Raw genomic sequence first — 26,830 nt, forward strand, 5'->3', positions numbered from 1 at the left:
CTTATTTTTTCTTAATTCTTAACTCTTAACTCTTAACTTTTGTGTACCTTTGCACTCAAATTGTAAACTGCATGAAGATATTAGTAACTGGGGCGAGTGGCTTTATTGGCTCGTTTATTGTTGAGGAAGCACTCCGTCGTGGCTTTGATACTTGGGCTGCGGTGCGAGGAAGTAGTTCTAAGGCTTATCTGCAGGATGAGCGCATCAACTTTATTGAGTTGAACCTCTCGTCGAAAGACCAACTTGTAGAGCAACTGCGTGGGCATCGTTTTGATTATGTGGTGCACGCTGCTGGTGTGACCAAGTGTTTGGATAAACAAGATTTTTTCCGAATCAATACCGAGGGTACCAAGAATCTTATCGATGCACTCTTGGAGGTGGAGATGCCACTGAAACGATTTGTGTTTGTGAGCAGTCTCAGTATTTTTGGGGCTATCCGTGAACAACAGCCTTATCAGGAAATCAAGGAGACTGACACCCCACAGCCTAATACGGCCTATGGACGCAGTAAGTTGGCGGCCGAACAGTATCTTGAGCAGATGGCCTCTCGCGTACCTTATATAATATTACGTCCGACAGGTGTCTATGGCCCTCGCGAAAAGGACTATTTTATCATGGCTAAGAGTATCAAGCAGCACTCCGACTTTGCTGTGGGATATAAGCGGCAGGATATTACCTTTGTATATGTAAAGGATGTGGTGCAAGCCGTATTCCTGGCTTTGTATAAGGGTAAAAATGGTCGTAAGTACTTCTTGAGTGATGGTAATGTGTATCAAAGTGCCACATTCAGCAATCTTATCCGTGAGGAACTGGGCCATCCTTGGTGGATTCGTATCAAGGCACCTATCTGGGTGCTGCGCGTGGTGACATTCTTTGGCGAATATATAGGTAGGTTGACCGGTAAGGTTACTGCCCTCAATAACGATAAGTATAACATCCTGCGTCAGCGCAATTGGCGATGCGATATTCAGCCTGCAGTGAGTGAGTTGGGTTACAAACCCCAGTATGATCTGGAACATGGCGTTAAGGAAACAATCAAATGGTATCAGGATAACCGATGGCTATAAAGAAATTATTTGAGATAGAAAAGAAACCTCATAAGGGTTTGATGGCTTTTGAGTGGGCCGTGATGGCTTATCTGGTGTTCACGTTGCTGCTCATTGTCATTACCTACACCAAGTTACAGGCTCCTGGTGCGATGATATGGGGACGTGTACAGGTGGTCATCTCTACATTGGCCCTGTGGGGTGTGTATCGCATGATTCCATGCCGACTCACGATGATGTTCAGAGTGGCATTGCAACTCATATTACTGTCGTGGTGGTATCCGGATACTTTCGAGATAAATCGTATCTTCCCGAATCTCGACCATGTGTTTGCCGGCTATGAGCAGCAGTTGTTTCATTGTCAGCCAGCCTTGCTGTTCTCACAGAAGATAAGCAATCCGGTGTTTAGTGAGCTGATGCATCTGGGGTATGCCTCGTATTATCCGCTGATAGCACTTGTGATATTCTACTATTTCTGGTATCGCTATCAGGAGTTCCTGCGTGTGGCATTCATCCTCCTGGCGTCGTTCATGCTTTATTATGTCATCTTTGTGCTGCTGCCTGTTACAGGACCGCAGTATTACTATCTGGCGGCAGGCGTAGAGCAGATAGCACAGGGGAACCTGCCGAATATCGGTGATTTCTTTGCTACGCACTCTGAGTCGCTGACCACACCAGGATGGCAAGATGGCTTCTTCTATCAGTGTGTTGCCAGCGCTCATGACGCAGGTGAACGTCCTACAGCAGCCTTCCCAAGTAGTCATGTGGGTATAACCACTATTCTGCTGCTGCTGGCATGGCATGCTCGTAATAAGAAGTTGTTGTACGCACTTCTGCCTTTTTATGTGCTGATGTGTATGGCTACTGTTTATATCCAAGCCCACTATGCGATTGATGTGATAGGTGGTTGGGTTTCGGCATTTGCTATTTACGCCATTTTGTTTTTTTTATCGAAAAAATTTGTTTGATTCGAAAATAATGTTTATCTTTGCATCCGATTAAGTAAGGATAAGACATTTTATAAAATAGGGATTCCGACACAACGTGAGTCGGGATTCTTTTCTTTTTTGTCCATCCAAGTAATAGTGTAAATTAATAAAATTGAATAGTTATGGCATACATGTCACAAGAAGGCTACGACAAACTGATAGCCGAACTGCAGCGTTTAGAAGGTGTTGAGCGTCCAAAGGCGTCAGCAGCTATCGCCGAGGCCCGTGAGAAGGGCGACCTGAGTGAAAATTCTGAGTACGATGCCGCTAAGGAGGCACAGGCTCATCTTGAGGATAAAATCAATCAGTTGAAGATGACAATCTCAGAAGCAAAGATCATCGATACCAGCAGATTGAGTACTGATTCTGTACAGATCCTGTCTAAGGTTGAGATGACTAATCTTACCAACAAGGCTAAGATGACCTACACTATCGTGAGTGAGAGTGAGGCTAACTTGCGTGAGGGTAAGATCTCTATCCAGACACCTATTGCCCAGGGCTTGCTCAACCACAAGGAAGGTGATGAGGTGGAGGTGAAGATACCTCGTGGCGTTATCAAGCTGCGCATCGATAAGATTACCGTGGGATAAGATATAATTGATAATTGAGTATGGATATATTTAGCAAAATCGCTGCAGGCGAGATTCCCAGCTACAAGTGTGCTGAGAACGAAGAGTTCTATGCTTTCCTCGATATCAATCCATTGGTAGAGGGGCATACGTTGGTGATTCCACGTCGCGAAGTTGATTATATCTTCGATATGACCGATGATGAGCTGGCGCGCTATCAGGTGTTTGCAAAACGTGTGGCTTTGGCCGTGAAGAAAGCATTCCCTTGCAAGAAGGTTGCACAGGTAGTGCTGGGTCTTGAAGTGCCCCACGCACATATCCACCTCATCCCTATGCAGAGTGAGGCTGATGTGGATTTCCGTCGTGAAAAACTGAAGCTTACTGAAGAACAGTTTAAAGCGATTGCTGAAAAAATACGTGGTGAGTTTGTGTGATTACACAAACTCATCACCATATTTAATCCTTACCTCATTTACATATTTCTTCACCATCGATGAGTTGTCGCTCTTCTTGCAGATGAGTAGTACTCCGTCTTCTTCGGCAACAATATAACCTTCCAGACCATTGAATACCCCAAGTTTTCCTTTAGGGAGTTTGATGATGTTGTTTTTGCAATCTTCAAGAATCACTTCTGAGTCCATCACAACATTGTCGTCGTTTACCTTGTGCATCACTTCGTAGATAGCATGCCATGTGCCCAGGTCGGCCCAGCCAAAGTCGCACTTCATCACAAATACGTTGTTGTCACTTTGCTCTAAGATGGCATAGTCGAGTGAGAGGTTGGGGTAGCGAGAATAGTTCTCGGCCACAAACTTGGCTTCTTCTTCCTCTGTGTAGTTGGGATTCTCGTAGCGTAATTTGCGAAGCACCGATGGGAAAACATGCTCAAATGTGTCGAGCAGGTGATAGGCGCTGGAGATGAAGATACTCGTGTTCCAGTAAAACTCGCCGCTCTCCATAAACATACGTGCAAAGTCGCGTTCAGGTTTCTCGGTGAATGACTTTACCTTATATACATCGGGCTTGCAACTCAGGTCGCCAAGCTGGATGTAACCATATCCGGGTTCAGGGCGCGTGGGCTTTACACCCATTGCCAGGAGAACATTGTTCTCTTTGACATAGCCTATGCCTATATCTATGCTATGGACAAATGAAGCTTCATTCAGTATCAACTGATCGCTTGGCGATACGACAATGTTGGCATCTGGCGTTTGGTGCAGAATACGCATAGCTGCCCATGCTACGCTGGGGGCAGTGTTGCGATGTATGGGTTCTACAATAATATTTCTGGTGGCAACTTCAGGTAGCTGCTCTTTTACTAAATCGAGATAGCCTGCGCATGTACATATTAATATATTCTCAGGAGGCAATATCTTTGCAAAGCGATCGTAAGTTGACTGTAATAATGTACGGCCTGTGCCAAAGAGGTCTAAGAACTGTTTGGGGTGCTGCTCTCGGCTAACAGGCCATAATCTCTGGCCGCGACCCCCTGCCAGAATCACGCAGTAATTTTTTTTATCTGTTATTTCCATCATTAGGATTTTAGTATTATATTCTACCTGCAAACATACGCATTTTTTATGAAACTAGCAAGAAAAATAGAGTTTTTTTTCATTTTCTTTTGGTAATTCAAATAAAAGTAGTATCTTTGCACCCGCTTTAGGAGATGTAACAGTTTTCTGTTAAGCCCAGATGGCGGAATCGGTAGACGCGCTGGTCTCAAACACCAGTGGAGCAATCCATCCCGGTTCGATCCCGGGTCTGGGTACCAAGAAATAAGTTTTCCAAGAGCAGCAGTGTTGTGAGTAAATACTTGCAACACTTTTTTTATTTTAAAAAATGCAAATTAATTTTGTTTACTCAGTTAATGTCTATAATTTTGCAAGCGCAAATTCTAAACTTAAGTACATTAACTAACAATGAGGAAAGCTAATTATGACAAGTTTCCTTCTACGAAGTATGAAGGGACTATTGTGCAAGGCTGGGAGGCCATCATTGCCCAATTGAAGGAAGCAATGAAGCATCAGGTTTTGTGCGTAGATTTCTATACTGGTGTATATGAGGAGGCTATTATCCGTGAGTTTTCGGGTTTAGGGAGAGTCATTCGTACACGTGATCTCATGAAACCTGAGTCAGAAATCAGAAAGATGACAGCCCCTTTCATGACCGATGATGTGCTCTTTGGTTATGTAACCAACCTAAAGTTGGACGATTTTTTCTGTTCTGATAAGTTGGAGGCGGTTCGTGAGGAGTTGACGTCGGTGACAGAGCCTACTATTATAATAGGTATAGGCGCGTGTGAAGTGGCACCATCTGGTGCGCTGAAAGTCTATGTCGATATGGCGCGCTGGGAGATCCAGCAACGTTTCCGTAGGCACGAAGTGAAGGCCTTGGGTGTTGACAACCGTGACGATGCCGTCTCAATTCAATATAAAAGGGGCTTGTTTATCGACTGGCGCGTATTAGACAAGTATAAAGATAAATGTTTTGCCGATATCGACTGGTGGTTGGATACGCATATACCAGCAGTACCCAAAATGATAGATAAGGCAACGTTCTTCAAAGGTATAGAGCTCACCTCAAAGACACCTTTCCGTGTTGTGCCATTCTTTGATCCAGCCCCATGGGGTGGACAATGGATGAAAGAGGTGTGCGATCTGGATCGTTCGGTATCAAACTTTGGTTGGTGCTTTGATTGTGTGCCCGAAGAGAATAGTTTGTTGTTTGAGGTGAATGGTGTTCGTTTTGAATTACCTTCTGTCGATCTGGTCTTATTGAAAAGCAGACCGTTGCTTGGTGAGCCTGTTGAGGCTCGTTTCGGTAAGGACTTCCCCATCCGTTTCGACTTCCTGGATACGATGGGAGGTGGAAACCTGAGTCTTCAGGTTCATCCTACCACTCAGTTTATCCGTGAGAATTTCGGAATGTATTATACTCAGGATGAGAGCTACTATCTGTTGGATGCCGGTAAAGAGGCTGTTGTCTATCTGGGATTGAAAGAAGGTATTGATAAGGAAGCGATGATAGCCGACTTGCGCCAAGCACAAAAAGGCGATCTCGTGTTTGATGCTGAGAAATATGTGAATAAGATAGATGCCAAGAAACATGATCATTTCCTGATTCCTGGCGGTACGGTGCATTGCTCTGGTTCGGAGAGTATGGTTCTGGAGATCAGTTCTACACCCAATATCTTTACTTTCAAGTTGTGGGACTGGCAGCGATTAGGATTAGACGGAAAGCCGCGTCCGATTAATGTGGAGCGTGGTAAGGATGTTATCGACTGGGGGCGTGATACAAAGTATGTGTATCAGCATCTGCGCAATCAGTTTGAGGTTGTGGCAGAAGGTGACGGTTGGACAGAGGAGCGCACAGGACTGCATCGGAATGAGTTTATAGAAACACGTAGGCATACCTTCAGTGAGGCTGTCACGCATCATACCGATAATGGGGTGAATGTGTTTAATTTGATAGAAGGTGAGGAGGCTGTCATTGAGAGTCCTACCCATGCGTTCGAACCCTTCGTGGTGCATTATGCAGAGACCTTCATCGTACCGGCCTGCGTGGGTGAATACACTATTCGTCCTTTCGGTCTTTCAGAAGGGAAGACATGCATGACCATAAAAGCTTATGTACGTTGCTAACCAAATAACTTGTAGCTACTTATGTATCAACACGATAAAAGAATAGTACTGACGCTTGATGCGGGAGGTACAAATTTCGTTTTCTCGGCTATACAAGGCTGTAAGGAATTGCTTGAACCCATCCATCTGGCTGCAGTGACCGATCATACAGAGAAATGTCTGCAGGTGCTTGTCGAAGGGTTCTCGCAAGTGATGGATAAACTGGATGAAGTACCTGTGGCCATCAGTTTTGCCTTTCCAGGTCCCGCTGATTATGAACATGGCATCATTGGCGACCTGCCAAACTTCCCCTCGTTTCGAGGTGGTGTGGCGTTAGGACCGTTTCTGGCAGAAAAGTTTGGTGTGCCTGTTTTTATCAATAACGACGGGAACCTGTTTGCTTACGGTGAGGCACTTGCTGGTTCGTTGCCTGCCATCAACCAGCAGCTGAAGGCACATGGGTGTGACAGGCGTTATAAGAATCTTATAGGCGTCACTTTAGGAACGGGGTTTGGTGCAGGTGTGGTCATAGATGGGAAGCTGTTGACCGGTGATAACGGTTGTGGTGGCGATTTGTGGCTGATGCGCAACAAGAGATATCCGGAGCTGATAGCCGAAGAGAGTGTGAGTATCCGTGCCATCCGTAGAGTCTATGGTGAGTTGGCACAGACCGATGCCAGTATGCTTACTCCAAAAGATATCTTTGATATTGCAGAAGGCGCAAAGATGGGTAATCCGTCGGCTGCTATCGCTGCTTTTGAGGCACTAGGAGAGATGGCTGGTGCTGCTATCGTTAATGCGCTTAACATCGTTGATGGTATAGTGACCATAGGTGGAGGCGTATCAGGTGCTGCCAAATATATTATGCCAAGACTGATGATGGAACTGAAAGCGCAGTTGAAGACATTTGGTGGTGACTCTTTCCCTTGTCTGCAGATGGATGCCTATAACCTGACAGACCAGGCAGAACTGACTGCATTCCTGGAAGGGAAAGACCTGTTTGTACAGGTTCCCATGATCGGAAGACAAGTCAGATACGTCTGTGAAAAGAAGATTGGTGTGACATTATCTGAATTGGGTGCTAGTCGCGCTATTGCCTTAGGTGCATATACATTTGCATTGGCACAACTTGATAACAATAGATAACTTAAAACATAACACAAAAATGAAAAAATCTAGATTTATCTTAGGATTGATTTCCTTAGCTTGTTTGATGAGTTGCTCTACACCAGAGAGCACAAAGCTCGACGAGACATTATTAGACTATGTGAAGCCTAATCTCGGTACAGTACATAGTCGTTGGTTCTTCTATACCCCTGCAGCCGAGCCTTTTGGATTGGCAAAGTTGGGTGCTTCTACCAATGGAACCTATGGTAATAACCAAGGTTGGGAGGCTGTTGGCTATGAAGACGGGCATGGTTCTATTGATGGTTTCCCTTGTTTGCATGAGTTCCAGGTGGGAGGTATTTCGCTGATGCCTGTCACTGGTGAAGTGAAGACAAATCCGGGTAAGCTTGAAGACCCTGACAAGGGTTTCCGTTCCCGTTTTGATAAAGCTGATGAGACTGCCCGTCCTGGCTATTATACCGTGTTGCTGAAGGACTATCAGGTGAAGGTCGAGCTGACAGCAACCTCACGTGTTGGTTTTCAGCGTTACACCTTCCCTGCATCCAAGGAGTCGCATATCCTTTTTAATATCGGTAACCGTCAAGGTGAAAGCGGTGCTGTGAAAGATGCTTATATCCATCAAGTGGATAGTAATATCATCGAGGGTTATGTGATAACAGAGCCTGAGTACGTGAAGAAATATCAGGCAGGCGCCACCGTTTCAATGTATTTCTATGCTGTGCTTGACAGAGTGCCCGCATCAGTAGATGTGTTCTATCAGGATGGCGAACTGAAAGCAGGTTCGGAGATTAAGGGTCCGGGTGCTATGATGAGTTTGAACTACTCTACACGCCAGGATGAGCAGGTGAACGTGAAGATCGGTCTTTCGTACACTTCTATCGCCAATGCTAAGTTGAATCTGAAGACTGAGGCAGAGCATATGTCGTTTGACGAGGCACTGTCTGCCACCACACAAAAATGGCATCAGGCACTCAATCGTATCAAAGTTTCAGGAGGAACGGAAGATAACAAGATTAAATTCTATACGGGTCTTTATCATGTGTTGCTGGGTAGAGGACTGGCCAGTGATGTGAACGGTGCTTATCCTAAGAATGATGGTACAGTAGGTGTTATTCCCACAGGAAAAGATGGCAAGCCGGTTCATAATCATTATAACACGGATGCTATCTGGGGTGGCTATTGGAATCTTACACCCTTGTGGGCTATGGCTTTCCCTGAGTATTATAACGACTGGGTGAATAGTCAGTTGCTTGTCTATAAAGATGCTGGCTGGTTAGGTGATGGCATCGCTAATAGCAAGTATGTGTCGGGTGTAGGTACCAATATGGTAAGTGTGGCCATAGCAGGTGCTTATAACAGCGGTATCCGTGATTATGATATCAATACAGCTTATGAGGCAGTGCTGAAGAACGAACTCTGCTCGGCAAACCGTATCGAAGGTGCAGGCAAGACCGATGTCGGGCAGTTTGTAGAAAAGGGTTTTGTGCCGTTTGATGATAGTATCTTCTATGGTACGCATCCTGGCGGATCACAGTTCTCTGTTTCTCATACTGTTGAGTATAGTTTCAGTGCCTATGCTGTGGCTCAGTTGGCTAAGTCGTTAGGCAGAGAGGCTGACTACAGGCAGCTGATGACGCTATCAAATGGTTGGGCAAAACTGTTTGATGACGACTTGAAGATGATTCGTCCGCGTGTAGCTAATGGCAATTTCATTGACCACTTTAATCCCCTTGAATCATGGAGAGGCTTTCAGGAGGGAAATGCATTTCAATACACATTCTTTGTGCCCCATAACCCTGAAGGTTTGGTGGCTCGTGTTGGTAAAGGTGAATTCAATCATCGTCTCGACTCTATCTTTACTGAAGCCCGAAAGACTATCTTCGGTGGTGGTAAGGTGGTGAATGCCTTCTCTGGTTTGTCAAGCCCCTATAATCATGGCAATCAGCCAAGTCTGCATATCCCCTGGTTGTTTAATTTCTCTGGCAAGCCTTATCTTACACAGAAGTGGACGCGACTCATCTGTGAAGAGTTCTATGGTACAACAGGAGAGCATGGCTATGGCTATGGTCAGGACGAAGACCAAGGTCAGTTAGGCGCCTGGTTTGTGCTGGCTGCAATGGGATTGTTTGATGTGCAGGGTGGTGCTTGTCAGCATCCTACTTACCAGATTGGTAGTCCGCTCTTCGACAGAATCGAGATTCAGTTGAGTGATAAGTATGCCTCTGGTAAAACCTTTGTTATCGAGACCGAGGGTAATGGTGCCAATGCTGGTTATATCCAGTCGGCCGAATTGAATGGTAAGGCTTGGAACAAGTGTTGGTTGTTTCGCGATGAACTCTTCAAGGGTGGTGTGCTTAAGCTCAAGATGGGTGCCCAGCCCAACAGTTTGTGGGGAATAGAAGAGTCTGTGCCATGTCCACAGTAATTGTCGAACTGTACCACCTATAATATGATTAAAGTGATGAAACAGAAGACAATCGTTTCGGCGCTTCCGATATTGTTCGGTTTCTTTGTAATGGGCTTCTGTGATATCGTAGGTATCTCATCCGACTATGTGCAGCGTAGCTTCGGATGGTCGCCTGCGATGACAGGACTGGTGCCTTCGCTGGTGTTCATCTGGTTCCTGTTCCTGGGTATCCCTGTAGGCAATCAGATGACCAAGTGGGGGAGAAAGAATACTGTTCTGCTGAGTATGGGTATCACCGTGTTGGGTATGCTCATGCCACTGGTGCATTATAATAGTACAACCTGTATGCTGGCCTATGCCTTGTTGGGTATTGGTAATGCCATCCTGCAGGTTTCTCTGAATCCATTGCTGAGCAATGTGATGACCGATGAGAAACTCCTGACCAGTAGTTTGACTGCTGGTCAGGTAATCAAGGCCCTATCTTCGTTGTTAGGTCCAGAGATTGTGTTAATGGCTGTGGCGTATTGGGGGGCAGATAAGTGGTATTACTGTTTCCCGATATTAGGTTTGATGACGTTGGTGTCGGCTGTTTGGCTGATGCTGACGCCGATAGAGCATGAGACGGTGCAGAAGTGTGCCGATCAAGTCACGCTCCGCTCGTCATTCGCTTTGTTGCGTGATACCACGATATGTCTGCTGTTCTTTGGCATATTCTTTATCGTAGGCATTGATGTGGCTACCAATTATATCAGTTCTAAGTTGATGGCAATGCGGTTTGGCTGGAACGAAAGCGAGGTGAAATTTGCACCCCAGGTCTATTTCTTCTGCCGTACTATTGGTGCTTTTGTCGGTACTATCGCTTTGGCACGTGTGCCGGGTGTTAAGTACTTCAGAGTCAATATCTTATGTTGCATGGCTGCGTTGCTGGTGATGACGTTCTTACAAGATGATGTGATCAATCTGGTATGTATAGGGGCAGTGGGATTCTTTGCCTCGTCAATCTTCTCTATCATCTATTCCATGGCATTGCAGGCTATGCCTGATAAGGCCAACCAGATCTCCGGACTTATGATTACCGCTGTGGCTGGTGGTGGCGTTGTGACGCCAGCCATTGGGTTGGCAATAGGTGCTGTGGGTATTGTTGGTGGTATCGTTGTGACGCTGTGCTGTGTGCTCTATCTCACTTATTGTGCCTTTGGCATTCAACTTGGGAAATAGTCGATATTTCCTATTATTTGGTCATTTTTACTTTGTTAAATTATAAAAAACGTTTCAAAAGATAGTGAGTTTTCGATAAAAGTTGTTACCTTTGCACGCACCATTAATAAGTCGTGGTTAGTGTATGATTAGATATACCAAAAAGGAAGAGATATGGAATGCCGCTTCTCATGGAGGAGGTGTTCTGATGGGCATTGTCTTTGGTGTTATCTTTTTGGTATGGTGTTTCAAGGGTGATAATAACTGGGCAAGAGTTGGTGTTATCCTTTACTTGTTTGGTATGCTCGGGTCGTATGCTGCTTCTACGATTTATCATTCTATAAAGCATCACTCAAAGTGGAAAGAGCGCCTGCGGAAATGGGATCATGCAGCTATCTATTGGCATATAGCAGGTTCCTATTCGCCATTGACACTCATTGCATTGCGCGAACAAGGCTATTGGGGATGGAGCCTTTTTTGCTTTGTTTGGGCATGTGCTATCGCCGGTACGATAGTTAGTTTTATCCATCTAAAAGAGCATTCTAACCTGGAAACCTTCTGTTTCGTCGGTATGGGACTGAGTGTTCTTGTGGCCTTCAAGCCGCTCATTGATTCGGTCTCTACAGCCGCTGTCATTTGGATTATTGCAGAGGGGGTGAGTTATATTACAGGAGCTGTTTTTTATTCTTTGAATAAGACCAAATATATGCACTCTGTTTTCCATTTTTTTGTGTTGGCGGGCAGCATCTGTCACATCATTGCCGTGTGGGATGTGTTGATGGAGTACTTATAATGGTTAAAAGTTCGGCTTTTTTCTTGGTAGTTTCGCCGAAATTTAGTAATTTTGCACGCGAATTTGCAAATTAGGTCTATTATGGCATTTATACGTATCACAGCTGCTGAAGCGGCAGCATTGATTAAGAATGGCGAGAATATCGCCATGAGCGGCTTTACACCTGCAGGTGTGGCCAAAGCAACAACTAAAGAACTAGCTAAACTTGCGGTGGCTGAACATGAGGCTGGTCGCGAATTTAAGGTAGGCATTTTTACTGGTGCTTCTACTGGACAGAGTACTGATGGTGACTTGGCAAATGCGCAAGCAATCAAATATCGTGCTCCTTATACTACTAACCCCGATTTTCGTAAGCACGTGAATCTGGGTGAAATCCCTTACAACGACCTGCACTTGAGCCACATGGCACAAGAGCTGCGCTATGGTTTCTACGGCGATTTGGATTGGGCTATCCTCGAGGTGTGCGACATCGAAGAGGTGGGCAACGACTATCATGTCTATCTGACAGCTGCTGGCGGTATTTCGCCTACAGCAGCCCGCTTGGCCAAGAAGGTTATTCTGGAACTTAACTCATTCCACAATCCAAATGCCAAATTCATACATGACGTCTATGAGCCCCTTGATCCTCCTTACCGCAAGGCTATACCCATCGAACATGTAGGCGACCGAATTGGTAAGCCATACGTAAGTATTCCCAAGGAAAAGGTGGTAGGTGTTGTAGAGTGTAATATTCCTGATGAGGCTCGCGCCTTTAAGGATAGCGACCCTGTAACCGAGAAGATTGGTTTCCTGACAGCCGAGTTCCTGGTAGAGGAGATGCACAAAGGACGTATCCCTAAGGAGTTCCTGCCTCTGCAGAGTGGTGTAGGCTCTACTGCCAACGCTATTCTTGGGGCATTGGGTGAGGATAAGCATGTGCCCGATTTCAATATCTATACTGAGGTTATTCAGAACTCAGTGATTGAGATGATGCTGAACGGACGTGTGAAAGATGCATCGGCTTGTTCGCTGACTGTATCTAACGACTGCCTGATGCAGGTTTATGACAATATGGACTATATGAAGCATCATCTGACATTGCGCCAGAGTGAGATTTCTAACTCGCCTGAGATTATTCGTCGATTAGGTGTTATTGCTATTAATACGGCTATCGAGGCCGACCTCTATGGTAATGTGAACTCAACCCACATCAGTGGCGTGAAGATGATGAATGGTATCGGTGGTAGCGGTGACTTTATCCGCAACGCTTACCTCTCAATCTTCACCTGTCCTTCAATTGCTAAGGGTGGTGTGATCAGTTCTATCGTGCCATTCGTGAGCCATCAGGATTCGTCAGAGCACGATGTCAACATCATTGTTACCGAACAGGGAGTGGCCGACTTGCGTGGCAAGAGTCCCGCACAGCGTGCAGAGTGCATTATTGAGAACTGTGCTCACCCTGATTACAAGCAGTTGCTCTGGGATTACCTTAAGATTGCCAAGATGGGACAGACCCGACACAGACTGACAGCAGCATTTGCCATGCATGACACACTAGCTCGTAAGGGTGATATGAAACTGACAGACTTTGCTGAATACGTGAAATAACATAAGAAAGAAAATAAAGGAAAACTATTATATGAGAGATTGGAAAAGAGGCTGTTTCAGGATTTTATTTATTCTGGCTACAGTGGTTCTGTCATCGTGTGGTAATGACTCACGAAAAGGAAATGGCAGATCAGAAAAAGATTCACTAAAGGTGAATGCCATCGACAGCGTGATTTATGCTGTAGAACAGGCAAAGGATTATGATCGCAAGTTCGCTCTGGCTGATAGTCTGGAGAAAGCTGGTGACATCAGTCATGTAAGAGCGAACTACATGCGTGGTACAGCACTCAACAGCAAGAAAGACAAGGCTGGTGCTGAGCTTTATTTCAAGAAGGCGCTGGATGTAGAGACGCTGGATGATGAGGACGTAGTGTTCTATAGTCGTTCGGCTCGTACATTGGCACAGCAGCTTTCTGTTAAGAACGATTACGAGACTACCCTGCGTATCTCGACACCTGCTGTTGAAAAGTTGGAGGATAATCCCAAAGCGCAGTCACGCGACTTGGCTGTCCTCTACTATGTGATTGGTTCGGCACAGATGTATCTGGGGCATGTTGAGGATGCTGAGGAAAGCTACGAGAAGGCGTATCAGCAGTACAGACACTCAATCAACGAGAAGGATACCAACGGTTCTCGTATTCGTGCGGCTATTACAGGTATCAACAACATCACGGTGGCATGCTTGAACACCCAGCATTATGATCTGGGTCAGAAGTGGAACGACCGTACCGACTCTGTGCTCTACGTTTATCGTTTGCGTCCAGATGCCGACTCTGAGTTCTGCGATCATTTCCGTGCCCGTATCCGCTTGTTCAACTCGCTCACAGCCTATTCTGAAGGACGTGTAGCTGAAGCTGAAGCCAGCTTTGCTGCTTTCCAGAAGACAGAGTATGCCAAGAGCGAGCAGGGTCAGTTGGATGCCAACGACTATCTGATGAAGGCGCATCGCTATGCCGAAGCTGCCAAGAACTTCCAGATGCTCGACCACTGGATTGGTTTCCGCGATATGAAGATGAACCTGGACAACATCTCTATGTATCTTGTTCCAAAGTTCCGCGCTAACTTTGGTGCCGGTCGTCGTGACTCAGCCCTGAATGTAGCTGTTCAGATCTGTAATGCTTACGATTCTGCGCTGGTATGGTCTAAGCGCGATGATACTGCCGAGATGGCTACCATCTACGAGACTCACCAGAAGGAGGAAGAGCTGGCTCGCAGTCAGTGGGAGGTAGAGAAGCGTGATCACGAGATGTTCCGTCAGCGCCTGATTACCTTGGGTATCATCTTTGTATTACTCTCTGGATTCCTGGGCTTCTATGTCATCCACAAGCGTAAGGCATTTGCTCTGTTGCAGGATGCCTACGATCAGTTGGAGGATGCTACCACAGCCCGTGAGCGTATCGAGAGTGAGTTGCGCATTGCCCGTGAAATCCAGATGTCTATGATTCCTGCGGCCAATCTTACCAGCGAAGGTCTGGACCTCTTCGCATCTATGACACCTGCCAAGGAGGTTGGAGGTGACCTGTACGACTACTTCATGGAGAAGAATCACCTCTATATCGCTATTGGTGACGTATCTGGTAAGGGTGTGCCTGCCTCTCTGTTCATGGCTCAGGTGATTCGTTTGTTCCGTGCTATGGCTAAGCAGCACTACTCACCAGCTGAGATTTGTACACGTATCAACAATGAGTTGACCGAGAATAATGAGAACGGTATGTTCATCACCATGTTCATTGGTCTGGTTGACCTCACTACAGGTCGTCTCGACTTCTGTAACGCCGGTCATAATCCTCCTGTACTGGGTGGTGATGCCGATGGTGGCAACTTCCTCAAGATGGTTCCAAATGCACCTATCGGTCTGTGGCAAGGTCTGGAGTTCGAGGGAGAGGTTATCGAGAGCATCAAGGGCAAGCCTCTCTTCATCTATACTGATGGCTTGAACGAGGCTGAGAATCCTGAGCTCGAGCGCTTTGGTGATGAGCACATGCTCGATGTGCTGCGTGAGACCCACTTTGCTAACTCTATGCAGGTGATCGAGACACTGAAGCGTCAGGTTGAGGAGCACCGTAATGGTGCCGAGCCAAACGACGACTTGACCATGATGTGCTTGAAGGTGGGATAAAGAGTAAAAAATCCCCTTTAAATGATAGAAAAGTATCGCAACGCGTTGCGATACTTTTTTGTGTTTTGTTGCGCTTCTATTTGCGCGAAAATATGTAATTTTGTGCTGGCTAACATTATACATGAACTCAGATGAAAAGAATCTCACAGCGAGAAATCGCTAACTTGTTGGGTGTCAACGTTTCCACAGTTTCCCGTGCACTTCGTGGCTTAGAAGGTGTAAGTCAGCAGTTGAGACAGAAGATAATGAGTCTTGCTAAGGAGCGAGGCTATCGTCCTAATCCTTTTGCTGTAAGTTTGCGTTATGACACTACGCGTACTATTGGTGTTGTGGTGCCTGATGTATCTTTCAGTCATTATGCGCATATCGTGAAGCGTATAGAGTCTGAAGCAAGGAAAGTTGGATATATGTGCATCATTACTGATTCTGGCGATAAATGCGAAAACGAGAAGCATTGTATCGACTTGTTGGTTAATATGCATGTAGAGGGTATTATTATATGTCTGGCTCAAGATACTGTTGACTTCCAGCATATCCAGCATCTTAAAAAGATTCACATGCCTGTGGTGCTGTTTGATAGAGATGCTGATATCGACATATCATCGGTAGTTATCAATGATGCTGACTCGGCTTATCAGGCTACCAACTACTTGATTGATGGTGGTGCACGTCGCGTCGCCTTCCTTGGAGGTCCTAACAAGATGAAGCAGACTTCTAATCGAAAGCATGGTTATCTGGAGTCGTTGCGCCAGCATGACTACGTCATCCGTAAGGATATGGTGAAGTGTAGTCCTATCAGCTATGAATCAGGATTCGCCAATACCCTTGAGCTGTTAGACCAGCCAGAGGCACCAGATGCTATTATTGCCAGTCATGGTTTGTTGGCCATGGCTGCTATGAAGGCCATTGAGAGTCGTGGTCTTCGGATACCAGAGGACATAGCGATAGTAGGATATATGAGCGACTGGATATCTGAGGTGGTGACACCACGCTTATCATTCGTGCGCCAGAACCAAAAAGAGATAGGTTGTAAGGCGTTCAAGTTATTGAAGGACCAGCTTGATGGAGAAAGCTGTATCAATCATGTCATCGTGAATGCTTTCTTCGAGGTGCGTGACAGTACGCGATAGGACTTATATTCTATATTAGAACGATTTATGAAGAACTTATTATCATTATTTATATTAGTGACAGTGTCACTGGCTGGTCGGGCTCAGGCGTTACAGCTCAACGCCCGTGAGTATTTTGAACGCCAAGGTGTGAATGTGCTGGTGTACAGTAATAATTTCAATGGCGGATTTAACGACGAGAAGCCCCGCCAGTTTAAAGGCTTTAAGACCTACGACGACCGCGGAACAGCACGTTTTGTTGATCCGCTGCCTATTGAGACCGCTCATCATATCACGCTGGCTACTGATCAGGCCGATCGTATGGTCAGCATCAGCAGCGATGCCGAGTTGAAGCTCTATGATGGTCGTATTCTGGCTCAGAATGGTTGGTATGTGCTTCGTAGCGTGTTGCCTGCCAATCAGACGGGAAAGGTGCTCTCGTGGACTGTTGAACCCCATGCTATTCCAGGTTGGATTCGTGAACCTAACATCGGTTTCTCACAAGTGGGTTACGTTCCTGAGCAGCCTAAGGTAGCTGTCATCGAGCTTGATAAGAACGACCAGCCTCAGGCCACCGCTTCGCTCATGCGCATCCTGGCAGATGGTACTGCCGAGGAGGCCTTCGTCGGAGCTGTTAATAACTGGGGGCCTTATTATAAATATAATTATGTGAAGTTCGACTTCACTTCTGTCACCACACCTGGTGTCTATTATATTCAGTATGGTGCCACCCGCTCCAATGATTTCCTGATTGATGAGCATGTGTATGACCAGATTACCGATGCCACCACCGATGTGTGGGTGCCTATCCGTATGAACCACATGTATGTGAACGAGGGTTACCGCACCTGGCATGGTGAACCCTTCAAGGAAGGTTATCTGCAGGCCCCTGAGAGCGATCATTTCGATTTGCACCGTCAGGGTGCCACTACCGACACCAAGTATAAGCCTCTGGAACTGATTCCTGGTTTGAATGTAGGTGGCTTCTTTGATGCAGGCGACTTTGATATAGAGACCGGTTCTAACATCAATGTGGTGCAGAACTTTATCCGTACATGGGAACTCTTCAAGCCCCAGCGCGATGTCACCTTTGTGAGTCAGCAGCAGCGTTATGTGGATCTGCATCGTCCTGATGGCGTGCCCGATATCCTGCAGTTTATCGAGCATGGCACCCTTAATCTGGTGGCTCAGGCTGAGCAGATTGGTCACATGGCATCCACACTCTCTAACTCGGTGCTCGACAACTACCATCACTTGGGTGATGCCGCTTCCATTACCGATGGACTGCACTACGATCCTAGTTTGAAACCTTACGAGGTGTCGGCTGATGGCAAGCGTAGTGGTACACCCGATGATATGTGGGCCTTTACCACCCGTAGTCCGCGTCTGGACCAGCAGGCTGCCACCATGTTTGCTGCTGCCAGCAAAGCGCTGAAGGGGTATAACGATGATCTGGCTGCCCGTGCTCTGGCTCAATCCAAACGTCTGAAGCAGGAGGCTGATGCCCTGATGAACAAGATAGCTGCCGACCGTCAGATGGAGGCCGACTTCAGTTGGCTTGGCAGTGGTGAGCAAGGATGAGGTCTATCGTGTCAGCAATTGGCTCTACGGCTGTCACCCCTATCACAACTATTCGTTTGTGGCTGTTGTAGGTGCAGCCCGTCCAAAACAGGTGTTCTATGGCAATAACCGCGCCGATTTTTCATTCATTCCAGGCAATGTGGCTCCAGGTCTGTTGTTCCGTCAGCCCGACCACTTTGAGAACTATGATGATTGGCCCTTCCTCTGGGGACAGAACGAAGGTACCATCGCTGGCAACACCCAGTACGTCATCTTTGGTTCTTCCTTTAAGAATATAGTTACTAAATAATAATTAATAAATGATGTTTCAATACAAAAAACTATTCTTTTTTACTTTATTTTTATGCTTTACTATCCTCAGTATCCAGGCTCAGCCTGATACTGAGGACCGTAAGTTGACGATACGAGGTCAGCTTCGTGATGCCGAACTTAAGGAACCGATGGTTCAGGCTACTATTCAGTTGTTTTCAGCCTCAGATAGCACTTTCGTAGGAGGCACAGTTAGTAATGATAAAGGTAATTTTTATCTCACAGCCCCTTCCAGTGGCACCTATCGTCTGAAGATATCCTCGGTGGGTTATCAGACCATCGATCGTGAGATAACTCTGCGACGCAATGTCAATCAGGATTTAGGCAACCTGCTGATGGAGACCGAGAGTATCATGCTGCGTGAGGCAGTTGTCACCGGTCGTGCAGCTCAAGTGATTGTTAAGAAGGATACACTTGTCTATAACCCTGAAGCTTATCGTACGCCAGAAGGATCGCCTATCGAAGAGTTGATTAAGCGTATCCCTGGTGCCGAGGTGGATGAAGAAGGCAACATCACCATCAACGGTAAGCAGGTGAAGAAGATCCTGCTGGATGGTAAGGAGTTTATGCTAGGTGATGTAGAAACAGCCTTGAAGAACATCCCTGTGAACATCATCCAGAACATGAAGTTCTACGACCAGCAGAGCGATGAGTCGCGTATCACTGGTATCGAGGATGGTGAGAAGGAAACCGTGCTCGACTTCTCTATTAAGAAAGGTATGAACCGTGGCTACATGACCAATCTTGACTTGGGTGGCGGTACGAAGCACCGCTATGCCTCGCGAGGTATGGGTAGCAGTTTTACCGATAAGACACGCTTTGTGCTGCTGGGCAACTTTAATAACAAGGAAGAGAATGCGGGCTGGTGGAATCGTCGTGGTCTGAACTCACGCAAGATGCTGGGCACCAACTTCAACTATGATGATAATGATAAATTGAAGATTGATGCAAGTGTGCGTTGGAATCACCGTGGTGGCGACAACCAGACTGAGAATGCCAAGGAGGAATTCTACAGTCAGAGCAGCACCTTCTCTAACACCCTCACTGCCAACTACACCCGTAGCGACAACTGGTGGGGTAACATGCGTTTTGAGTGGAAGCCCGACAGTCTGACTAATATCCTGGTGCGTGCCAATGGTAGCTACGGCACCAACGATGGCACCACACAGTCGCTGGCTGCCACCTTCGATGCCGACCCTTATCTCTATGCTACCGACCCGCTGAACCAGCTCTCGCAGTTGGATAGCTATATCATCAACCAGAATGTGAATGCCAGTCTTACCTATGGCGAGAACAAGAATGCCTGGGCCATGCTGCAACTCTATCGCCGTTTGAATCCTCGCGGTCGCAATATCATCCTGCGTGTAGAGGGTAGTGCCGGCGATAGCGAGAACAAGAGTGTGAGCGATAATGAGGTGCACCTCTTCCGTCAGCAGGACCAGTATGGCAACGACTCAACCTATTTCACGGCCCGCTACAACACCACGCCTACCGACAACTATGGTTACGTATTGCGCACATCATACAGCGAGCCACTGTGGAAGGGTGCCCACCTGCAGCTGAGCTATGAACTGCGCTACAGTCAGAACAAGAGCGACCGTCTTACTTACGACTTTAGGAGTCTGCCGCAGAATATCTTTGCCGGCATCATCCCCGAATATCGCAATTGGGACCCCTGGCTGCACAGCGTGTATAACACCCTCGACGACTATCTGGATCGCGACCTGAGCCGCTATTCCGAGTATAAGAACTATACCCACAACGTGCGCTTGAACCTGCGCCACCGTGTGGAGAAGTATGATTATAACCTCGGCTTCCTGGTTCAGCCCCAGCACTCTAACTTTATACAGGACTATCGTGGTGTATATGTAGATACCGTGCGCAATGTCACCAATCTCACGCCAACATTTGACTTTCATTATAAATTCAGTGATCAGAGCAACCTGTGGCTTCATTATCGTGGTGACACCCGTCAGCCAGAGATGACACAGTTGCTCGACATTACTGACGACTCTAATCCTCTCTACATCACACAGGGTAACCCCGGATTGAAGCCGCAGTTCACCAGCTCGCTCAATGGTTATTACAATAACTATATTGTGCGCCATAAGCGTTCTATCGTGGTGTATGCCAACTATCGTCACATCCGTAATGCCATCTCTAACCTGGTGCGCTATAACCCCACCACAGGTGGAAGCATCACCCGACCAGAGAATATCAATGGCAACTGGAATATGAATGCCGGCTTTACCTTTAATACCGCCATCGACACCACTGCCCATTGGAATGTAGGCACCGACTCGCGCGTGCGTTATAATAACTATGTGAGCTATGTGGCTCAAGACAAAGCCGATGCCGCCAAGAACACCACACGTACCACCAACCTCATTGAGCGCGTCTCGATGGGCTACCGCAATGATTGGTTGGAAGTAACGCTCGACGGTCTGCTCAACTACCAGCACTCGCGCAACGAGTTGCAGCCAACGGCCAACCTCGACACCTGGCAGTTTAACTATGGTGGACAGTTCCTGGTGCGCCTGCCGCTCGAGGTAGAGCTCAGCATGAACTTGCATGAGCGCAGTCGTCGTGGCTATAACGACGAGTCGATGAACACCAACGAGCTGATCTGGAATGGTCAGGTGTCAAAGGCCTTCCTGAAGAGTAAGTCGCTCATCGTGGCCCTGAACTTCTACGATCTGCTTAGTCAGCAGAGCAACTACGAGCGCTGGGTGAATGCCTCAGGTCGTAGTGATACCCGCTTCAACAGTGTCAACTCCTACGCTATGCTCCATGTGCGCTACCGCCTGAATATGTTTGGTGGAAAAGTGGATACCGAAGGCCGTTACGACAAGAAGTGGGGCGGCCATGACAACCGCAACCGCGGCTGGCGCCGATAAGTAATCATTTGTGAGTAAAAACGATAGAAAAACTGCAATTTTTTTCCAAATTGCAGTTTTTTTTATCATTGTGGGAATAATATTTGGCTATTTCGGTGATTTTTGTTTCCTTTGCACACATGAAAACGATACTTACGATAACAGGTAGCGACGGCACAGGTGGTTCGGGTGTACAGGCCGACATCCGACTTATCAGTGCACTGGGTGGTGTGGCCGCATCAGCCATTACGTCGATCACCGTGCAGAACACCCTGGGTATTCAGGAGTTCCACGACCTGCCTGCATCAGTAGTACGTCAACAGGTTGAGGCTATCATCAACGACCTGCAGCCACAAATCGTCAAGATAGGTCTGCTGCGCCGTATCGATGTGGTGGATATGCTGGCCGATGTGTTGAAGCGCTATAAGCCTTGTCATATCATCTATGCCCCCGTGCTCACTTCTACCCGTGGCGAGCAGCTGGTAGAGCCCCGTGTCTATGAGGCTATCCAGCGCCTGATTATCCCCCTGTGCACCATTGTGCTGGCACCTACCGACCTGCCTATCGGACCGCGTCGTCATGGTGCAGCCAACCAGCTTGGTTCTGCGCTGGCCTATTATCTCAGTCTCGACGAGAAGGTGAGTGATGCCATGCTGCATGCACAGACCTATCTGAAGCAGTTGCCTGCCGACTATGCCGATGGTAACACGCGCAGCGAAGAGCTCTACAATCAGTTTCTTGATGCTGTGGAGCACTATTACAACCGCTATGCCGATGTGGCTTTCTATGCCGAGCAGCTCAACGTCAGTGCGCGTTATCTGGCTCAGGTCACCCGACAGATAGCCGGTCGTTCGCCAAAGGCCATCATCGATGAGCGCATCACCACAGAGATTGTGAAGCTTATCACTACCACCAATAAACCGCTGAAAGACGTGGCCCAGTCGCTGGGTTTCTCCTCGCAAGCCCATCTGTCGCGCTTCTTCAAGAAGCGAAGAGGGGTTTCTCCTACTGAATTTCAACATAAAAAATAATATATAAAATGACAAACGAAAGACAAGCGTTAAACCGCCAGTTAGCTCAGATGCTGAAGGGTGGTGTTATCATGGACGTGACTACTCCCGAGCAGGCCAAGATAGCCGAAGAGGCTGGTGCCTGCGCAGTAATGGCCCTCGAACGTATCCCTGCCGACATACGTGCAGCAGGTGGTGTGAGTCGTATGAGCGACCCTAAGATGATACGTGGTATCCAGGAGGCTGTCAGCATCCCAGTGATGGCAAAGTGCCGTATCGGTCATATTGCCGAGGCTCAGATTCTGCAGGCTATCGAGATTGACTATATCGATGAGAGTGAGGTGCTCTCGCCTGCCGATAACATCTATCACATCGACAAAACCAAGTTTGATGTACCTTTCGTGTGTGGTGCCAAGAACCTGGGTGAGGCCCTGCGCCGTATTGCCGAGGGTGCCACAATGATTCGTACCAAGGGTGAGCCAGGTACAGGTGATGTGGTACAGGCCGTGAGTCACATGCGCTTGATGCAGAGCGAGATCCGTCGTCTGGTTTCAATGAGCGAGGATGAGCTCTTCGAGGCTGCCAAGCAGTTGCAGGCCCCTTACGAGCTGGTGAAGTTCGTGCACGAGAATGGCAAACTGCCTGTAGTTAACTTTGCTGCAGGTGGTGTGGCTACCCCTGCCGACGCTGCGCTGATGATGCAGTTGGGTGCCGAGGGTGTGTTCGTAGGTAGCGGCATCTTCAAGAGTGGCAACCCAGCCAAGCGTGCTGCCGCCATCGTACAGGCTGTGACCAACTATCAGGATGCCAAGTTGCTGGCCGAACTCAGTGAGGATCTTGGTGAGGCTATGGTGGGTATCAACGAGCACGAGATTGAACTCTTAATGGCCGAGCGCGGTAAATAAGAATTGAAGTAATGAGAATTGCTGTGTTGGCTCTGCAAGGGGCATTTATAGAGCACGAGCAGGTGCTGCAGCGCTTAGGTGCTGAGACGGTGGAGATCCGTCAGCTGCGCGACTGGCAGGCTGGTCCCTACGATGCACTGGTACTGCCTGGTGGCGAAAGCACTGTGCAGATGCGTCTGCTCAGGGAGCTGGGCTTGCTGGAGCCTATCCGTCAGGCCATTGCCGGCGGTCTGCCCGTGTTGGGCACCTGTGCTGGCATGATTCTGCTCTCCAATGGTTATCTGGGTACGATGGACATCCGTGTGCGCCGTAACGCCTATGGTCGTCAGTTGGGCAGTTTCCATACTGTGGGTGCTGTTGATGGCATAGGTACCGATGTGCCGATGACCTTTATCCGTGCACCATATATCGAAGAGGTGCTGTCGGCCGACTGTCGGGCGATAGCCGAAGTAGATGGCCATATCGTTGCTGCTCGTCAGGGGCATCAGATTGCCACCGCTTTCCATCCCGAACTCGATGATGACACCCGTCTGCACCAGTTGCTGATATCACTGTGTTGATGGATACTAATAGCAGCTTCGCTTGACGAAGAAGTCTGTTGAAATAAGAATCGGTGCGACTCGTAAGAGCCGCACCGATCTCCCTTTTAAGGGAACTTCATTAGTAGTTGTTAGTAAGATGTCATTCATACAAGTGGAACATGCGCTCCATGAGCTGCCACTTCTCATTGGAAGTGCAATCAGGCCTACAAGCCTGAAACATGGACACATAAGCCTCCCATTCTTCCTGACGGGGCAGCGTGGCCAGTCGGGCCATGGCAGAGCCCCAGTCGAAATCGAGTGGCGTCTCTACGATCATAAACAGGCGATTGCCGAGAATGTATATCTCCATCTCGAGGATGCCTACCGAGCGGATACCCTGCATAATCTCAGGCCAAACCTTCAGGCGGCTATGGGCCTCCTTGTATTTGGCAATCAGCTCGGGGTCATCTTTCAGATCTAGGGTTTGGCAGTACCGTTTGGTGGGCATGCCGTGCTCCTTGCACTTATAGCCTGAAACAATCTCGCTCATTTATCGTAGCCTTTTTTAATTTCGAGCGCAAAGGTAGCCATTATTTTTCAAACAAGATTGATATTCATCAATTATTTTGGGCTCTTTATCGGTAGAAAAGGGAAAAAAGTTAATTTTGATTTAGATTGGTAGGATTTTATCGATATTTTATGGCTTTATTTCGAACGATCATTTAATAAATGAACCAAAATGTTGCATAATATAAAAAAAGGTGGTTATTTTGTACAGTGAACAACATGACAACAAATTATGAACTATCCTATAGATAAACTTCACTTGCTAACACTCAATGTCGGGTTGGCCGAAAACTACTCCGACTGGAACTGGAAAAACGTGCGCAGTCCGTTTGCACGCTTGTATTACGTCACCGAGGGCACTGCACAGTTAGAGCTGCCATCGGGCATCATCACGCTGCGCCCCCATCATCTCTACTTTATTCCTGCCTACACCCAGCACAGCTATATCTGTCATGCACCGTTTTCGCACTATTATATCCATATCTACGAGGAAGACCAGAATGACGGCAGTATGCTCGACGAATGGGATTTTCCCGTTGAAGTGAAAGCCGTCAACGGCGATCTGGACCTGGTGAAACGCCTTTGCTTCGTGAACCCCTTCCTGAAGTTGCGACAGACCGACCCTGGGGTGTATGATAATCACCAGACGCTGATGAGCAATATCGAACTGAACCAGCGGCGCCCCTTCTGCGACAAGGTTGAATCGCGAGGCATCCTCTATATCCTCATGTCGCGCTTCTTGAAGCATGCCACACCTAAGGCCGACGTACGCGACAACCGCATACAGGTGTCGCTCAGCTATATACGTAAGCACCTGGGTAGCAAGCTTGAAATCGACGAACTGGCCGAGATGACCAATATGTCGAAAGACTACTATATACGACTGTTTAAGCAGGAGACGGGTGAAACCCCCAATGTGTATATCACCAAGCGCAAACTGGAGAAAGCCGAACTCTCGCTGGTGACAACCCGTTTGCCTATCAAGCGCATTGCCGACTCGTTGGGGTATGATGATTACTCCTATTTCAACCGCATCTTCAAGAAGAATTCGGGCATGACACCCATGCAATATCGCAAAAAATCCATATAAGTATGGATTGGTTATTTGAAAAAAAAGTAGTACCTTTGCACCATGCAAACAGATATAATAGAGAAATATAATCGTCCTGTACCGCGATACACAAGTTATCCACCAGCCAATTTCTTTGGTGATTTTTCGGAAGCCGACTACTTGGCAATGGTTGATCAGAGCAATCAAGCCCGACAGAATCAGATATCCTTCTATCTGCACATCCCGTTTTGTAAGCACCTGTGCCACTACTGTGGCTGCAACTCCTATCCCCAGGCCAAACCTGAGGTGGTGAAGGCTTATGTGGATGCGCTGCATAAGGAGATAGATATGGTGGCCCAGCACATCAGCAGCGGTCGCCAGATAGCACAGATACACTATGGCGGAGGCAGTCCTACGTCATTGCCTATTGAGATGATTAAGGAGCTCAACGAGCACATGCTCTCTATTGCCCCAACCATCGAGCGCCCTGAGATAGCCATCGAGTGCCATCCGGGATATCTGGATGCCCAGCAGTGGCAGCAGTTGGCCGCCTGTGGTTTTACACGTTATAGTCTGGGTGTGCAGGATCTGCGCGAGGATGTGCTCAAGACGGTGAATCGCCGTCCATCGCTGATGCCTGTAGGTGAGATTATCAGTCTGCTGCACGACAGCGGCGCTACGGTGAATCTCGACTTCCTTTACGGCCTGCCTTTGCAGACGGCCGACTCATTCCGCCTGACCATCGAGCAGGCAGCAGAGTGGCGTCCCGACAGACTGGTTACATTCTCGTATGCACATCTGCCAAAGCTCTTCCCCCGCCAGCAGATACTCGACAAGGTAGGGCTGCCGGAACAGAAAGAGAAAGGACGTATGTACGATGTGGCTGCCGAGGTGCTGACGGCTGCTGGCTATCAGCCTATCGGACTGGATCACTTCGTGCTGCCTAACGATGAGTTGGCTGTGGCACTGAGCAAAGGACAGTTGCACCGCAACTTCCAAGGCTACTGCACACGTCGCACCACAGCTCAGGTATATGCCTTCGGTGTCACCGGTATCAGTCAGCTCGACGATGCCTATGCCCAGAACGGCCGTGATATCCATGCGTATATCGAGACCGTGAACAGTGGTCAGCTCTACGTGAAGCGTGGCTACCATCTGACAGCACAGGAGAAGCTGGTGCGACAGGTGATAGAAGCCCTGATGTGCAACTACGCACTCAACTGGAACGACGTGGCCGAGCACTTAGGTGTGAGTGCAGCGGCTGTGAAGGAGGCTTGTGGCTATGATGAGGCCCGGCTGAGCGAGATGCAGGCCGACGGCTTGCTGCGCTACGATGCCGACCATATTGATGTGAACACCTGTGGTCGTCCCTTTGTGCGCTGTGTGGCTGCCGCTTTCGACCCTCTGATGGCGCATACCGACAAACAATTCTCAAAACCCATTTGA

22 protein-coding genes and 1 tRNA gene are annotated in these 26,830 nt (G+C 47.8%); 21 read left to right on the forward strand and 2 right to left on the reverse strand.

The window, feature by feature from the left end; genetic code table 11:
• Positions 1–71: 71 nt before the first annotated feature.
• The 4 genes from T360_RS0101640 to T360_RS0101655 all read left to right on the forward strand — a co-directional run bounded on the left by T360_RS0101640 (position 72) and on the right by T360_RS0101655 (position 3,038).
• Entirely contained in the window at positions 72–1,067 is a 996-nt protein-coding gene (locus tag T360_RS0101640) for an NAD(P)-dependent oxidoreductase (RefSeq protein WP_028911243.1), read from the forward strand.
• Positions 1,058–2,014 carry a phosphatase PAP2 family protein gene (locus T360_RS0101645; protein ID WP_028911244.1) on the forward strand — a complete coding sequence of 319 codons (957 nt, stop codon included), beginning with the start codon at positions 1,058–1,060 and terminating at the stop codon, positions 2,012–2,014. Before T360_RS0101640 ends, T360_RS0101645 begins: the two co-directional genes overlap by 10 nt.
• A gap of 143 nt (positions 2,015–2,157) precedes the next feature.
• The gene (gene greA, locus T360_RS0101650) at positions 2,158–2,625 is read left to right on the forward strand and encodes a transcription elongation factor GreA (protein ID WP_028911245.1); all 468 of its coding nucleotides are present in this window, start codon (positions 2,158–2,160) and stop codon (positions 2,623–2,625) included.
• A gap of 20 nt (positions 2,626–2,645) precedes the next feature.
• Positions 2,646–3,038, forward strand: a complete 393-nt coding sequence (locus T360_RS0101655) for an HIT family protein (RefSeq protein ID WP_028911246.1) — start codon at positions 2,646–2,648, stop codon at positions 3,036–3,038.
• On the opposite strand, the gene T360_RS0101660 is transcribed toward T360_RS0101655, so the two are convergent.
• Positions 3,039–4,136, reverse strand: a complete 1,098-nt coding sequence (locus tag T360_RS0101660) for a mannose-1-phosphate guanylyltransferase (protein ID WP_028911247.1) — start codon at positions 4,134–4,136, stop codon at positions 3,039–3,041.
• 154 nt (positions 4,137–4,290) lie between these two features.
• Between T360_RS0101660 and T360_RS0101665 the strand changes: the two genes are divergently transcribed.
• The 15 genes from T360_RS0101665 (at position 4,291) to pdxT (ending at position 23,805) form a co-directional block, all read left to right on the forward strand.
• Positions 4,291–4,375 (forward strand) — tRNA-Leu (locus T360_RS0101665).
• Between the two features lie 148 nt (positions 4,376–4,523).
• Positions 4,524–6,245, forward strand: a complete 1,722-nt coding sequence (locus T360_RS0101670; RefSeq protein ID WP_028911248.1) for a class I mannose-6-phosphate isomerase — start codon at positions 4,524–4,526, stop codon at positions 6,243–6,245.
• A gap of 21 nt (positions 6,246–6,266) precedes the next feature.
• Positions 6,267–7,370, forward strand: a complete 1,104-nt coding sequence (locus T360_RS0101675; RefSeq protein WP_028911249.1) for an ROK family protein — start codon at positions 6,267–6,269, stop codon at positions 7,368–7,370.
• A 19-nt stretch (positions 7,371–7,389) separates the two neighbouring features.
• On the forward strand, positions 7,390–9,777 hold the full coding sequence (locus T360_RS0101680; RefSeq protein WP_028911250.1) for a GH92 family glycosyl hydrolase: 2,388 nt from the start codon (positions 7,390–7,392) through the stop codon (positions 9,775–9,777).
• Positions 9,778–9,813: 36 nt separating this feature from the next.
• The gene (locus tag T360_RS0101685) at positions 9,814–10,977 is read left to right on the forward strand and encodes an MFS transporter (RefSeq protein WP_028911251.1); all 1,164 of its coding nucleotides are present in this window, start codon (positions 9,814–9,816) and stop codon (positions 10,975–10,977) included.
• Positions 10,978–11,101: 124 nt separating this feature from the next.
• Complete coding sequence (locus T360_RS0101690; protein WP_028911252.1) at positions 11,102–11,749, forward strand: hemolysin III family protein; 648 nt, start codon at positions 11,102–11,104, stop codon at positions 11,747–11,749.
• Between the two features lie 81 nt (positions 11,750–11,830).
• The gene (locus T360_RS0101695) at positions 11,831–13,336 is read left to right on the forward strand and encodes a succinate CoA transferase (protein WP_028911253.1); all 1,506 of its coding nucleotides are present in this window, start codon (positions 11,831–11,833) and stop codon (positions 13,334–13,336) included.
• 31 nt (positions 13,337–13,367) lie between these two features.
• The gene (locus T360_RS15600) at positions 13,368–15,455 is read left to right on the forward strand and encodes a PP2C family protein-serine/threonine phosphatase (protein WP_231488025.1); all 2,088 of its coding nucleotides are present in this window, start codon (positions 13,368–13,370) and stop codon (positions 15,453–15,455) included.
• 131 nt (positions 15,456–15,586) lie between these two features.
• A complete protein-coding gene (locus T360_RS0101705; RefSeq protein WP_028911255.1) occupies positions 15,587–16,585 on the forward strand; it encodes a LacI family DNA-binding transcriptional regulator in 999 nt (332 codons plus the stop codon).
• A gap of 27 nt (positions 16,586–16,612) precedes the next feature.
• On the forward strand, positions 16,613–18,145 hold the full coding sequence (locus tag T360_RS14375) for a cellulase N-terminal Ig-like domain-containing protein (protein WP_231488027.1): 1,533 nt from the start codon (positions 16,613–16,615) through the stop codon (positions 18,143–18,145).
• Positions 18,132–18,434: a hypothetical protein gene (locus T360_RS16455; RefSeq protein WP_231488029.1), complete on the forward strand. Its 303-nt coding sequence runs from the start codon at positions 18,132–18,134 to the stop codon at positions 18,432–18,434. The genes T360_RS14375 and T360_RS16455 overlap by 14 nt, the downstream gene beginning before the upstream one ends.
• A 10-nt stretch (positions 18,435–18,444) precedes the next feature.
• Positions 18,445–21,351 (forward strand): TonB-dependent receptor, encoded by a 2,907-nt coding sequence (locus T360_RS14380; RefSeq protein WP_231488031.1) that lies wholly within the window; start codon positions 18,445–18,447, stop codon positions 21,349–21,351.
• 119 nt (positions 21,352–21,470) lie between these two features.
• Positions 21,471–22,361 (forward strand): bifunctional hydroxymethylpyrimidine kinase/phosphomethylpyrimidine kinase, encoded by an 891-nt coding sequence (locus tag T360_RS0101720; RefSeq protein WP_028911256.1) that lies wholly within the window; start codon positions 21,471–21,473, stop codon positions 22,359–22,361.
• A gap of 8 nt (positions 22,362–22,369) precedes the next feature.
• Positions 22,370–23,245, forward strand: coding sequence for a pyridoxal 5'-phosphate synthase lyase subunit PdxS (gene pdxS / locus T360_RS0101725; protein ID WP_028911257.1), 876 nt, complete (start codon positions 22,370–22,372; stop codon positions 23,243–23,245).
• Positions 23,246–23,256: 11 nt separating this feature from the next.
• Positions 23,257–23,805 (forward strand): pyridoxal 5'-phosphate synthase glutaminase subunit PdxT, encoded by a 549-nt coding sequence (pdxT, locus tag T360_RS0101730; RefSeq protein WP_028911258.1) that lies wholly within the window; start codon positions 23,257–23,259, stop codon positions 23,803–23,805.
• Between the two features lie 121 nt (positions 23,806–23,926).
• On the opposite strand, the gene T360_RS0101735 is transcribed toward pdxT, so the two are convergent.
• Positions 23,927–24,316 carry an L-rhamnose mutarotase gene (locus T360_RS0101735; RefSeq protein ID WP_028911259.1) on the reverse strand — a complete coding sequence of 130 codons (390 nt, stop codon included), beginning with the start codon at positions 24,314–24,316 and terminating at the stop codon, positions 23,927–23,929.
• Between the two features lie 249 nt (positions 24,317–24,565).
• Between T360_RS0101735 and T360_RS0101740 the strand changes: the two genes are divergently transcribed.
• Together T360_RS0101740 and hemN are read left to right on the forward strand one after the other, a co-directional pair.
• A complete protein-coding gene (locus tag T360_RS0101740; RefSeq protein WP_028911260.1) occupies positions 24,566–25,423 on the forward strand; it encodes an AraC family transcriptional regulator in 858 nt (285 codons plus the stop codon).
• Between the two features lie 42 nt (positions 25,424–25,465).
• The gene (gene hemN / locus T360_RS0101745) at positions 25,466–26,830 is read left to right on the forward strand and encodes an oxygen-independent coproporphyrinogen III oxidase (RefSeq protein WP_028911261.1); all 1,365 of its coding nucleotides are present in this window, start codon (positions 25,466–25,468) and stop codon (positions 26,828–26,830) included.

It is taken from the genome of Prevotella sp. MA2016, from assembly GCF_000619825.1.
GTDB lineage: Bacteria > Bacteroidota > Bacteroidia > Bacteroidales > Bacteroidaceae > Prevotella.

Coding starts and splice junctions, on each gene's coding strand:
- T360_RS0101640 (WP_028911243.1), top strand. CDS start 72: ATGAAGATATTAGTAACTGGGGCGAGTGGCTTTATTGGCTCGTTTATT.
- T360_RS0101645 (WP_028911244.1), top strand. CDS start 1,058: ATGGCTATAAAGAAATTATTTGAGATAGAAAAGAAACCTCATAAGGGT.
- greA (WP_028911245.1), top strand. CDS start 2,158: ATGGCATACATGTCACAAGAAGGCTACGACAAACTGATAGCCGAACTG.
- T360_RS0101655 (WP_028911246.1), top strand. CDS start 2,646: ATGGATATATTTAGCAAAATCGCTGCAGGCGAGATTCCCAGCTACAAG.
- T360_RS0101660 (WP_028911247.1), bottom strand. CDS start 4,136: ATGGAAATAACAGATAAAAAAAATTACTGCGTGATTCTGGCAGGGGGT.
- T360_RS0101670 (WP_028911248.1), top strand. CDS start 4,524: ATGAGGAAAGCTAATTATGACAAGTTTCCTTCTACGAAGTATGAAGGG.
- T360_RS0101675 (WP_028911249.1), top strand. CDS start 6,267: ATGTATCAACACGATAAAAGAATAGTACTGACGCTTGATGCGGGAGGT.
- T360_RS0101680 (WP_028911250.1), top strand. CDS start 7,390: ATGAAAAAATCTAGATTTATCTTAGGATTGATTTCCTTAGCTTGTTTG.
- T360_RS0101685 (WP_028911251.1), top strand. CDS start 9,814: ATGAAACAGAAGACAATCGTTTCGGCGCTTCCGATATTGTTCGGTTTC.
- T360_RS0101690 (WP_028911252.1), top strand. CDS start 11,102: ATGATTAGATATACCAAAAAGGAAGAGATATGGAATGCCGCTTCTCAT.
- T360_RS0101695 (WP_028911253.1), top strand. CDS start 11,831: ATGGCATTTATACGTATCACAGCTGCTGAAGCGGCAGCATTGATTAAG.
- T360_RS15600 (WP_231488025.1), top strand. CDS start 13,368: ATGAGAGATTGGAAAAGAGGCTGTTTCAGGATTTTATTTATTCTGGCT.
- T360_RS0101705 (WP_028911255.1), top strand. CDS start 15,587: ATGAAAAGAATCTCACAGCGAGAAATCGCTAACTTGTTGGGTGTCAAC.
- T360_RS14375 (WP_231488027.1), top strand. CDS start 16,613: ATGAAGAACTTATTATCATTATTTATATTAGTGACAGTGTCACTGGCT.
- T360_RS14380 (WP_231488031.1), top strand. CDS start 18,445: ATGATGTTTCAATACAAAAAACTATTCTTTTTTACTTTATTTTTATGC.
- T360_RS0101720 (WP_028911256.1), top strand. CDS start 21,471: ATGAAAACGATACTTACGATAACAGGTAGCGACGGCACAGGTGGTTCG.
- pdxS (WP_028911257.1), top strand. CDS start 22,370: ATGACAAACGAAAGACAAGCGTTAAACCGCCAGTTAGCTCAGATGCTG.
- pdxT (WP_028911258.1), top strand. CDS start 23,257: ATGAGAATTGCTGTGTTGGCTCTGCAAGGGGCATTTATAGAGCACGAG.
- T360_RS0101735 (WP_028911259.1), bottom strand. CDS start 24,316: ATGAGCGAGATTGTTTCAGGCTATAAGTGCAAGGAGCACGGCATGCCC.
- T360_RS0101740 (WP_028911260.1), top strand. CDS start 24,566: ATGAACTATCCTATAGATAAACTTCACTTGCTAACACTCAATGTCGGG.
- hemN (WP_028911261.1), top strand. CDS start 25,466: ATGCAAACAGATATAATAGAGAAATATAATCGTCCTGTACCGCGATAC.